This window comes from Lactococcus hircilactis, assembly GCF_009601015.1.
GTDB lineage: Bacteria > Bacillota > Bacilli > Lactobacillales > Streptococcaceae > Lactococcus > Lactococcus hircilactis.
On the sequence record NZ_WITJ01000031.1, the window covers coordinates 1 to 10078 of the forward strand.

Consider the following 10078-nt stretch of genomic DNA (forward strand, 5'->3'; position numbering starts at 1 on the left):
ATTCAAAATGTTGCAGGAGGTATAACCGAAAACATTCCCGAACAGATTCAAAATGTTGCAGGAGGTATAACCGAAAACATTCCTGAACAAATTCAAAATGTTGCAGATAGTATTACGAAATTTTTGGGATAATATAAATTTTTCTCATCTTTTGAGAATATGAAATTAAATTATGCTCCAATCAAATGTATCAAACTAGGTTGAAACTCAATGACCAACTCGTTATATACCACGAGCCAATCAGAAAGCTTGATATTCGCTCAACCAGATACATCTGAGGAATCCTCCTTTATAAAGATTTTAAATATATTAATTGGGCCACTGAAATCAGGTGGCTTTTTTTGTTCAGTATTGAGGTCGGTATCAAGGTCGGTATCAAGGTCAGTATTGAGGTCGGTATTAGGGTCGGTATTGAAAAGTGTTATCGACCTTAAGAATGGACTAACAATTATTTATAGCCATGCTTTGAGAAAAAGCAAACTTTTTCGGAAAGATGTATATCATTTCAATTCGTTTTAAATCCTCTATTTGTTTTTGCGCTTCCTTTTGTTTTTTAGAAATAAATTCGAACATATCTTGACAACGAACTTCATCTTTATCTACAACACCAAGTAATTTATAAATCTCGCTTAAAGAAAAACCAAGTTCCTGTATTCGTTTAATAAACCCAACACGCTTAACGTCATCATATGAATATATCCGATAACCAGCTTCCGTTCGGTGAGGTTCTTGTAATAAATTTTTTCGCTCGTAATATCTGATCGTTTCTTTATTAACTCCACATTTATCTGCAAACTCACTAATGCAATAAATCATCTTATTTCACCCCATGAATATTATAAACCGTGTACCATAGTACACGGTCAAGTAAATTGGACTATTTTATTTTTTTCCCAAAGTATCACTCGTATGTGATTGATACTTTTATATAATACTATTGATTATCCTAACATCCCACCAGAAAATCCGATTTAAACACCAGTTGTTTTTAAACTATTAAGAAAGTAATTCCACTATATATTCCGAAGACCCTTTATTTTAAGCACTTACCTTTTCAAATTGATTAGGTGTAAGATACCCTAAACTTTGATGGATTCGTTTTGAATTATAAAAGGCTTCGATGTACCAGAAAATACTCTGATAGGCTTCTTCAAAGTTCTTATATTTAAATTGATACACCCACTCTCTTTTTAAATGTCCATGCCAAGATTCAAGACTGGCATTATGATAAGGGTATCTTTAAATTCTTTTGAGTAGCGTTTTTTCATGTTTTTGTCCTTTGTCTAAATTATACAATAGTGACTCTAAGATTTAAGGATAACATCACCTCTGGCGAAGAATAGAAAATTAAAAAGCCTTTTAGGCTTTTTTATAAACGCTCGAAGAGCGTTTCTTCTTATCTTGATTGTTTGCCTTTAAAATGATTCATTACTCTGTCCTCTCTGTCTTTTTTCTCAATTTTACACAAGAATAGATTTTTTGGAAAACTTTGCAACAGAACCATATTTTTTATAATTGAGTTAGACTATCAACTATTTTTTTAGTTAATTCTTTTTGTTGAGTTGCAGTTAGTTTACTTGAGGTTCTAATTACACATGTACCACAAACTTCATGAGACCCAGAGTTGAATAATCCTGCCCCATCGAATGCTGATAAATAAGTATTGCGTTTTTGCGCTTCTTCAGGTGATTTGTACACTTCAATTTGTCCCCCTGCATCAGTACCTTTAGCAATAATATCTGATCCATCTATTTGATCTTGTACTTCAGAGTCTGTAAAATAAATAGCAGAGGTGTACCCCCCAGGTTTATTCAATGATCCATTGGGATCATTGCTTTCGGTTACTGCTTCAACTCCTGTAATGGTAGGTATCGATTTTAATTTTTTTATTACAAAATCTGAAGATGGATTAGTCACCAACTTATTTTTATTGATTGATTCTTTAAAATTAGATAAAGCCAATTTCAATGATTTTTGGTTATCACTATAGTCAACTGTTTTTGGCAAATCCTTTATTAATTTGTTAATATCAGAAGTTTTAGTGGGGATTTTGGGAACTATGACCATATCATTCTGGGATTGCTTTAAAACATTGTCAAGGTTTGCTTTAGTTGAATTGTCCAGTGGTAATTCGTTAGTTTTTAGACTTTTTTCTGCATCTTGAATAATTTTATCCAAAGATTTATTTTTTTCTTTGATAGGCTTATAAGCACTATTAAAATTATCAACCGCTTCCTGATGTGGTTTTGCAATTCCAAAGTAGTATCCTAATCCTATACCGACAAAAACAACTATCATAGAAAATATAGTAATTCTTTTTTTCATTTGTATCTCCTCAAATATAATTACACTCCATATATTAGCCATTATATCACTAAAACATAAAAACACCCCCTATAATCTAATCATAAGATTATAGGGGGTGTTTTTATTTGATTTTATAGGAGTTATTATCTAATTATAACCCTTTTTTTCTCGAAAAATTATAGATTAGTATAGTGCTGAATATCCCACTCCAAATTATCGGAATGATAATTTCAGTCGTTGAGTGGTAAATATATGGATTTTCAGAAACAATATATGGCTTTTTCTTTAGAAAATACACCTTCACTGTATCATTATTTTTGAATTTTGACTTAGATGCATCTACCCCATAGGAATTTTCTGAGAAATTATAAGTTTTAACATTGTTTCTATCAACTTTAATTTTTGCTATAGCAGTATTTTTTTCTCCTCTAGAAAACTCTCTCTGATCTTGCCATGAAGAAGATGAACTAACAATTAGTAAGATAATTATAGCTGCCAAAAAAATATTAGCAAGTATCTTTAAATATTTTTTAATAATTTCCATAATGTAGAGTCCTAAATTTGTTAAGCAAACATTTTTGTAAGTAGCCTTTTTTCTGCTCTTTCAATAAATCTAACTTACGCTGGTTAGCAACGATAAGGTTGTCCAGATGATTTAACAGTTCACCAATGCGGGCCTGTTCCTGAACACTAGGTGTCATCAGCTTCATATCACGAATCAAACCCAAAGCAATAAACTTTTGGGTCCCACCGGCATTTTCCTTTTGGATAAAGCGTTCAAATGAGGGCGACTTTAAATATTGAATTAGCCAGGTATTGATAATTTCTGGCGATGTTTTCTCTTTAATCAATGCAACATTTTTGATTGCAAAGTCATCTCTATCAACGATTACAGGTTTTCCGATTGTTCCAATCATTCCGAATAATATGTCTCCGATATCAACCTTTGATCGCTGGTTAATTTCATTAAAATCTTCATCAGTTAAATAAGAAACATCGGACATGTCTAAACCAGAATCGGTTAGATTTTTAGATGTAACCATTGGGTGACCTTGCTTAATATACTTCGGTGAAGCGTGTGTTCCATCACGAACATCGGACCACTCACCAAGATTACGCTCTTCCCAATCATCCGTAAATCCCGAAAACCTTAATTCTGGAACTTTCTTTTTAACTGAATCATCTATTTTCGCCATAGTTGCCACCATTTTTTAGATTCTGTTTTTACAGGCTCTTTTTCTTTTGCCTTGTTTCGTTCTTCTTCTGATAACTTCAATTGAGCCTTTAGTCGTTCAATTTCTTCCTGCGCCTCACCCCTTATCGACGAGCCATCTTTCATATCCTCCTGAGGCATTTTAAGAGCTTTCAATTTATTGATTTCTGATTTATACTCTTCTAGTAATTTTTTATCCTGTAAGGCTAGACGTTGTTGTTGATCTAAAAGATTTTGCATTTGTAAGATTTGAGTATCTTTATTTTCTAATTGAGTTCGTAAAAATTGTATCTCTGATAAAAAATGGGCGGTGTTGCCTTTGACGGTGTTGTCTTTGACGGTGTTGTCTTTGACGGTGTTGTCTTTGACGGTATCGTCTTTGACGGTGTTGTCTTTGACGGTGTCGTCTTTGACGGTGTCGTCTTTGACGGTGTTGCCTTTGACGGTGTTGCCTTTGACGGTGTCGTCTTTGACGGTGTCGTCTTTGACGGTGTTGTCTTTGACGGTGTCGTCTTTGACGGTGTTGTCTTTGACGGTGTTGTCTTTGACGGTGTCGTCTTTGACGGTGTTGTCTTTGACGGTGTTGTCTTTGACGGTGTTGTCTTTGACGGTGTCGTCTTTGACGGCATTAACTTTCGAATAGATAAACTTTTGTTCTTCCTCGTTTAAAAGTACAGCTCCTTTATTATTCTTATCTCTTTTAATATTTGACAATGACTTTATATGATAATGTATTGTCTGCTTAGAAACTCCTAACTCGTCTGCTAGTTCTTTGATCGTTTTTAAGTTCTCACTCATGGTCTAAACCCTCGCCACGTAATTTTTTCTCAATTTCTGCTTCCAACCGTCTTAATGCTTCTTTCTCCGTTTCACTGGTTTCGTCCTGATAGTCTGGTAGAAAATCTTTCGCTACTACTTCTAGACTTCTTGTTTTGGGCTTTTTGTAATTGGCTCGTTCAGGTTGTTCTACGTCTTGCAAGGCAATGGTCGCTAAATAGCCTTCAATGGCTGTTTTAAGGTACTTGACTACATTCCGCTTGGAATATCCTTCTTGTTTGCTTGCAATATATGAGAGGTGCGTTTTTAGCCCATTTAATCCCCGTGCTTCTTTCAGTTCATCATAGAGGGGGTAAACATGGACTTGTAATCCTGCCATGATTTTTGTATCTTGCATTTCAAACGGACTTAGCAACATATTTTCTAGCAATAGCGTGGTGTACTTGCTTTTCATTGCTTCAATAGCTAGCTTATCTTCGGTTTCAGCTTTACGTGCTTTATCTTCTTGGTAGACTTTATCTTCCAACTTGTAGCTGTTATCGTCTGCTCGACGTTTTTTCGTAATATGAAAGATAATAGAATCAATCGAACGCCCTTTCTTAATCTTGTCATAAGTCACGTTAAAGGAGGTGTGTGCATTGATCTCTTTTAAAGAGTTTTTTAAAATATAACTTTCAAATCTATCAAATCTTTGATACTCACTAATTGTATCGGTCATTTCTCGCAATTCTCGGATTGAAATGGTGGGGTTGCGGTAGGCTGCCACTTGTTCTTCTCGGCGCCCGCCCTTATAACTATAATGCTCGTACTGGTTATAATTCATGGATAACCAGCGATATAAGATAATACTATACTTGCTATTAAGTTCTGCTATATCAGACAAGGCATGTTGCGTAAAATTCTGTTTTAAATTGATTAAATAAGGCATAATTTCACGATGAAATTCAATTTTTACTTCATCATGATAATCCGTCCATTCCACATAGGGAATGGGGACAATATTTCTAAATTTAAAGCCTTTTCCCACTTCTTCTTTGATTTGAAAAAAAGCTTGTTTCTGCATATTCTCAACTGCCTGCTTGAAACGACTATGTTTGTCATTATCAGAAACTTTAAAAAACGCAAAAAGTTCTTCTTTTGAGAGATAGACTGTATAATCTTTAGGCGGTTCTTCGGTATCAATGCACGATACGGCTAACTCAAACATTTTGAGTGGGGTTTTATCCATTTTGGCAATGCTGGTAATTAAAGAATTATGCTCCACTACTTTTCGTTTTGATAATTCGTTCAAGATTTGCACCTGCTTCTGATTTTGTTCATTTTTTGGTATACTAGTCATAGAAAACTGCTCCTTTGTGAGTGATTTTAGATAGGCATGAAGAAAATCTGACCAAAGAATTGTTCTTCATGCTTTTATTATATCACAATACCCCACAACTAAAATATTTTTTTGTGGGGTATACACAGTTTTTTTGTGGGGTATACACAGTTTTTTTGTGGGGTATACACAGTTTTTTTGTGGGGTTTTAATCTCTAACCCCTTGAAAACACTCACTTTTTTTTGACGCAAAAGAATAAAAGATTAAAATATATAAGATAAATTAATATAGGCTTCGCCTTTTTTTATTTTTTTCAAAAATTTAAAATCAAAAGTCAAAATCATCCCGTAAGCAAACAGACGAATCAATATAGAATTTGATTCGTCTGTTTGTATCGGTTATTTATAAATCTTCTGTTTTTATTTCATAATATCCCTCGTAATAATAACTCGCATCAATTCCTTTAAAGAATTGTTCTTTACCTAAATCATCGGTTAAAGCCTGTTGAATCAAATATTTTAATTCATTGGTGCTGACTGTACTACGGATCATGGCATTTAAATATTCATCCTTATCAATTTGATTCCAATCGACGATTTTGTGTAGTTTATTTTTAAGAATTAAATCCAACCAGATACGAGTGGCTCGTCCATTGCCTTCCCTAAAAGGATGCGCCACATTCATATCCGAGTACTTATCAATAATTTCATCAAATGTTTCTTGAGGTAATTTATCAATATATTCAAGTGTTTGCGCTAAAAAAATACGTGGCGCAAATTGAAAGTTTCCTTTCGCAATATTCACTTCTCGAATTTTTCCTGCAAAGTCGTAAATATCTTGGAATAAAAACTGATGAATATCAGATAAGCCTTGAAACGTCCCAATTTCCAGATCCTCTATTTTGCCAGACTCAAACAATTCTTTGGCTCTTTTTTTCGTTAATAACTCTTCTTGTTTAGCTAATTCTGCTGAATTGGTTAAGCCTAATTTATTATCTAAAACCAAAATATCCCCTCACTCTCTATTTTTTCGGAAAGATTCTTTTGAAAATTTTTGGACGTTGATCAAACCATGTTGAAGCGGTATACATTAATCGAAAACTGCCATATATTCCAGCACCGATTAATCCAAATCCACCTAATCCAAGAATGACTGCCCCATAAGGATGTTTAGGCTTTATTTCCATCACTGTGTCATACAAAATATGCAAACCCCAACCATCCCAGATCCCTTTATAAATCCATCGTCCGATGAGAATACCGACAACTAAGAAACAGAACAGGCAGACAATGTTCGCAATCAGAATACCGTAACGTTCGACAATCTCACGTTTGCAATCTGCTTTTATCTGCTCTTTTTGTTCATTCAGTTCTTTTTTCAAAGCGAGTAATGCCTGTTTTTCAACTTGAATGTCTTTCAGTATGGTCGCTTTTATGTTTTCTGCCTCTAAACGATGGAGTTGTTCTTGAATGGCAGACTCAATTTTTTGATTCGCAACAGCTTCTATTTTTTCTTGGTAGTCCCGAAAGTCTTTATTAACTTCTTGACGGACTAAGCGGTCTAGTTCTGGAACGTTACTGAAATCAATTTTGCCATTTTTATAAGCATTTAATACTTGAACAACGAGTTGTTCATCTTTATTCATCGACTCATCCCCCGATCATGATCTTTTGTTGGTTTCTTTTCAGACTGTACGTCTCTATTCGCTTGTTTTTCTAGGCTTTTCTGTTGTTCTTGCTCGTAATTTTTCATGTCCTTTGAAAAGCGACGTTCAAAATCATCGAGGATTTTCTCTTTTGTTTGCTTTAATTTTCTTGTAACGCGTTGAGTAAGTTCTGGTACTCGTCCTGCAAACTGTTTGAGTGTGTCAATAAATCGATTAATTTTTGATTCTCGCTTGAGAGCTTCTGATTTTCTTGGTTCAATTGCTTGTTCAAGGCTAACAATTTCTGATTCTCTTTGTTGAGTGTCTCGCTCAAGCGGAGTAATCGCTGGTTCTCGTTGTTCAACAGCTCTAAATTCGTTTTGTCTTGCTCGGTTTTCCAACTCATGTAAAATGGTCTCCCTTCCAAAATCAGAACCCAATCGGGTCTCTCGTGCTCGTCTTTGCTTATTATTGGCGTCTAAAAAGGCGTATGAGAACGTTTGACCTCTTTCTGATAGAATTACACCATTATCGGATAAACGCTCTTTAAACGTCTCATATGAGCTCACAGAGAGGTCTTGAAGCGATTTATTGATTCTTTCTCTCAAATCATCCATGTAAGAATACTCATTTTTGGCGATTAGTTCTTTTTCTGTCTCTGTTTGACGCTCTTTTGGTGGCTCTAAAATGTGCCAGTTTTCTCGAGAAGCGAGTCGATCATTCATTTCTCGTGCTCGTTGAACGCTTTCTCCTTTTTGTTCTCTCAATTTCTTTCCTGTCTCTAAATTGACCTTATTGACAATGATATGGTTGTGTAAGACGTGATTTTTTCCGTCTAAATGCGTATAAACAGCGCTTTGATGGTTAGGATAAAGGTTTTCTGCTAATTCAACGCCTAAATCATTGGCTTTTTGCCAGTCTTTTTGAACTTTCGGATTCAGTTCATCTAAGGCGAAAGATTGGGTAATACGCAAGACTTGATTGGATTCTTTGGTTTGGTTATGAAGTTGTCGAACGACATCGAATTGTTCTTTGGCGATAAAGGGATCAATCCCGTTGGTTCCACCCACGGCAACTGCCCGACAATTTGTCAGCTCCACAGGACGTTCCAATTGATGGTCTTGTAGCCACTGTTCAGTTTTTTCATGCATGGGTCTGTCTTGACCTAAAGCATAATTAAGGGCGCTCGCTGCACTTGCGCCATTGCTTATTTTTGCAATTGTTGCCATAACTCTTGATACCCCTTTTGAGCTTGAGCGAGTACTCCGTATGTATAGCGTAAAGCCTCGATCAGCTCTTTATCTTGGTTGTCCATCCGATCGAATTGATTGAGTTTCTTGGCGATTTGATTTAAATTGGTTCCTTGTTTTGAGAGTTCTAATAATAAAGATTTCGCTTGGTCATGTTCGAGATAAGGTTTTTTTAAATGAGATTTTTGTGCTAATTTTTTCGCATAAAGATTCGGAGAGAGTCCATATGTTTCTCCTGAAATTTTCAGCTTATTGTATTGTTCTTCAGATAATCTAAATTGAATGTACTTTGTTTGATTTTGTGATACTTCTTTCTGATCCATAAATAGCCTCCTCAAAGATAAAATGCCCCAGCGCTCATTCCTCAATCGCCCTTTGTCATTGATTTTGTAATAAGCATTGCGCCCTATTCGGTTACAATCATTATAACAAAATAGACCATATAAATCCATAAATACTGCAAGCTATCACATTGTAATACAAAGTACTTCGTTCTTGTATTACAATGTGGCTTGAAAAGGGGGAAGTTTCACTTTCCCCTTTTATCCCCTTTGGATTGTGTTGATTTGCTTTACGCAAACGCCACCTACCCATTTTATAAAAATAAAATGGACAAAAGATCTTTCTTTTTGTCATACAAAAAGAAGAAAAAAAGAGACGATTTTCTTCTTCCGAAATCGTCCCTCTTTTTTCTCAATTTTACACAAAAATAGATTTCTTGGAAAACTTTGCAACAGAACCAACATATCAAAGTCAAACTCTCTTCAGACGATTTAAAATTCGTCAATATAGATAGTAAATAAATTAATATATCGAATCAGCTCATAACTTAACATTTTGAGCTGTTTTTTTTAGTTTACTCTAAAACTTATTAATATATCTATAAATAGTTGTTCTTGACACTCCCCAAGAATCCGCAATCGACTTAATCGGCGTACCACTTTCTACCAAGGTTTTAAGAAGCTTTACGTCTTGCTCCGAAAATTTCTCAGGTCTTCCTCCAAGTCGTCCTCTTGCACGTGCAGCTTCTCTACCAGCGGCAGAACGCTCCAAAATAAGATTTCGCTCAAATTCCGCAAAAGCCGCAAACAAATGAAACATCAATTGTCCAGTCGAACTTGATTTATCCATTGTGATATTTTCTTGCAAGCTATGGAAGCTTACTCCTTTATCATTAAGTGAATTAACTATGCTAATTAAGTCCTCCATATTTCTTCCTAATCGATCTAACCGCCAAACAACAATTGTATCTCCAGAACGAGAAAATTCGATGGCAGATTTTAAACCAGGTCGCTCTTTTTTACTTCCTGACATATGGTCAGTAAATATTTTCTCACAATCATATTTTTTAAGACTATCTTTTTGTAAATCCAAATTTTGAAGTCCAGTTGAAACTCGTGCATATCCGATATTCATTTTATTCTCCTTTGTTCTAATTTATTGTATCATAACTTAAAAATATATATATAAATGAACATAGAATAAATTACGGGTTAATGAACAAGAAATGTAAATGATTTTGAGAGTTTTTATAACAAAAGAAGAGTGTTCAGAAAATGACCATTTT

The 10078-nt window shown here is 34.8% G+C and carries 12 protein-coding genes and 2 pseudogenes; 1 reads left to right on the forward strand and 13 read right to left on the reverse strand.

Translation table 11 applies throughout. From position 1 onward, the window contains the following. Positions 1 to 441: 441 nt before the first annotated feature. The 6 genes and pseudogenes from GHI93_RS12480 to GHI93_RS12505 form a co-directional block, all read right to left on the reverse strand. Complete coding sequence (locus GHI93_RS12480) at positions 442 to 816, reverse strand: MerR family transcriptional regulator (RefSeq protein WP_343030378.1); 375 nt, start codon at positions 814 to 816, stop codon at positions 442 to 444. A gap of 222 nt (positions 817 to 1038) precedes the next feature. Next, positions 1039 to 1236: pseudogene (locus tag GHI93_RS12485) on the reverse strand (IS3 family transposase); the annotation flags it as partial. A gap of 273 nt (positions 1237 to 1509) precedes the next feature. Beyond that, positions 1510 to 2325, reverse strand: a complete 816-nt coding sequence (locus GHI93_RS12490) for an EbhA (RefSeq protein WP_153497332.1) — start codon at positions 2323 to 2325, stop codon at positions 1510 to 1512. A 133-nt stretch (positions 2326 to 2458) separates the two neighbouring features. Then, the gene (locus tag GHI93_RS12495) at positions 2459 to 2851 is read right to left on the reverse strand and encodes a hypothetical protein (protein ID WP_143466365.1); all 393 of its coding nucleotides are present in this window, start codon (positions 2849 to 2851) and stop codon (positions 2459 to 2461) included. Then, positions 2838 to 3503 carry a restriction endonuclease subunit S gene (locus GHI93_RS12500; protein ID WP_153497333.1) on the reverse strand — a complete coding sequence of 222 codons (666 nt, stop codon included), beginning with the start codon at positions 3501 to 3503 and terminating at the stop codon, positions 2838 to 2840. Before GHI93_RS12500 ends, GHI93_RS12495 begins: the two co-directional genes overlap by 14 nt. Then, positions 3491 to 3760: a hypothetical protein gene (locus GHI93_RS12505; RefSeq protein ID WP_246177155.1), complete on the reverse strand. Its 270-nt coding sequence runs from the start codon at positions 3758 to 3760 to the stop codon at positions 3491 to 3493. The genes GHI93_RS12500 and GHI93_RS12505 overlap by 13 nt, the downstream gene beginning before the upstream one ends. Before the next feature lie 63 nt (positions 3761 to 3823). Between GHI93_RS12505 and GHI93_RS12510 the strand changes: the two genes are divergently transcribed. Next, a complete protein-coding gene (locus tag GHI93_RS12510) occupies positions 3824 to 4189 on the forward strand; it encodes a pentapeptide repeat-containing protein (protein ID WP_153497338.1) in 366 nt (121 codons plus the stop codon). A 48-nt stretch (positions 4190 to 4237) separates the two neighbouring features. On the opposite strand, the pseudogene GHI93_RS13320 reads toward GHI93_RS12510, so the two are convergent. From GHI93_RS13320 to GHI93_RS12545, 7 genes and pseudogenes are all read right to left on the reverse strand, one after another. Further along, a pseudogene (locus tag GHI93_RS13320) lies at positions 4238 to 4318 on the reverse strand (helix-turn-helix domain-containing protein); the annotation flags it as partial. Further along, positions 4311 to 5636 (reverse strand): RepB family plasmid replication initiator protein, encoded by a 1326-nt coding sequence (locus GHI93_RS12520; protein WP_153497334.1) that lies wholly within the window; start codon positions 5634 to 5636, stop codon positions 4311 to 4313. The pseudogene GHI93_RS13320 and the gene GHI93_RS12520, both read right to left, overlap by 8 nt. Before the next feature lie 382 nt (positions 5637 to 6018). Beyond that, the gene (gene fic, locus GHI93_RS12525) at positions 6019 to 6621 is read right to left on the reverse strand and encodes a protein adenylyltransferase Fic (protein ID WP_153497335.1); all 603 of its coding nucleotides are present in this window, start codon (positions 6619 to 6621) and stop codon (positions 6019 to 6021) included. A 16-nt stretch (positions 6622 to 6637) separates the two neighbouring features. Next, positions 6638 to 7261: an ATP synthase subunit B family protein gene (locus GHI93_RS12530; RefSeq protein WP_153497336.1), complete on the reverse strand. Its 624-nt coding sequence runs from the start codon at positions 7259 to 7261 to the stop codon at positions 6638 to 6640. Then, positions 7258 to 8490 carry a relaxase/mobilization nuclease domain-containing protein gene (locus GHI93_RS12535; RefSeq protein ID WP_153497337.1) on the reverse strand — a complete coding sequence of 411 codons (1233 nt, stop codon included), beginning with the start codon at positions 8488 to 8490 and terminating at the stop codon, positions 7258 to 7260. Before GHI93_RS12535 ends, GHI93_RS12530 begins: the two co-directional genes overlap by 4 nt. Next, the gene (locus GHI93_RS12540) at positions 8469 to 8834 is read right to left on the reverse strand and encodes a plasmid mobilization protein (RefSeq protein ID WP_002339183.1); all 366 of its coding nucleotides are present in this window, start codon (positions 8832 to 8834) and stop codon (positions 8469 to 8471) included. The genes GHI93_RS12535 and GHI93_RS12540 overlap by 22 nt, the downstream gene beginning before the upstream one ends. Before the next feature lie 538 nt (positions 8835 to 9372). Then, positions 9373 to 9927, reverse strand: coding sequence for a recombinase family protein (locus GHI93_RS12545; protein WP_011915215.1), 555 nt, complete (start codon positions 9925 to 9927; stop codon positions 9373 to 9375). Between the last annotated feature and the right edge of the window lie 151 nt (positions 9928 to 10078).

Coding starts and splice junctions, on each gene's coding strand:
- GHI93_RS12505 (WP_246177155.1), bottom strand. CDS start 3,760: ATGCAAAATCTTTTAGATCAACAACAACGTCTAGCCTTACAGGATAAA.
- GHI93_RS12490 (WP_153497332.1), bottom strand. CDS start 2,325: ATGAAAAAAAGAATTACTATATTTTCTATGATAGTTGTTTTTGTCGGT.
- GHI93_RS12535 (WP_153497337.1), bottom strand. CDS start 8,490: ATGGCAACAATTGCAAAAATAAGCAATGGCGCAAGTGCAGCGAGCGCC.
- GHI93_RS12545 (WP_011915215.1), bottom strand. CDS start 9,927: ATGAATATCGGATATGCACGAGTTTCAACTGGACTTCAAAATTTGGAT.
- GHI93_RS12495 (WP_143466365.1), bottom strand. CDS start 2,851: ATGGAAATTATTAAAAAATATTTAAAGATACTTGCTAATATTTTTTTG.
- GHI93_RS12480 (WP_343030378.1), bottom strand. CDS start 816: ATGATTTATTGCATTAGTGAGTTTGCAGATAAATGTGGAGTTAATAAA.
- GHI93_RS12540 (WP_002339183.1), bottom strand. CDS start 8,834: ATGGATCAGAAAGAAGTATCACAAAATCAAACAAAGTACATTCAATTT.
- GHI93_RS12500 (WP_153497333.1), bottom strand. CDS start 3,503: ATGGCGAAAATAGATGATTCAGTTAAAAAGAAAGTTCCAGAATTAAGG.
- GHI93_RS12520 (WP_153497334.1), bottom strand. CDS start 5,636: ATGACTAGTATACCAAAAAATGAACAAAATCAGAAGCAGGTGCAAATC.
- GHI93_RS12530 (WP_153497336.1), bottom strand. CDS start 7,261: ATGAATAAAGATGAACAACTCGTTGTTCAAGTATTAAATGCTTATAAA.
- GHI93_RS12510 (WP_153497338.1), top strand. CDS start 3,824: ATGGGCGGTGTTGCCTTTGACGGTGTTGTCTTTGACGGTGTTGTCTTT.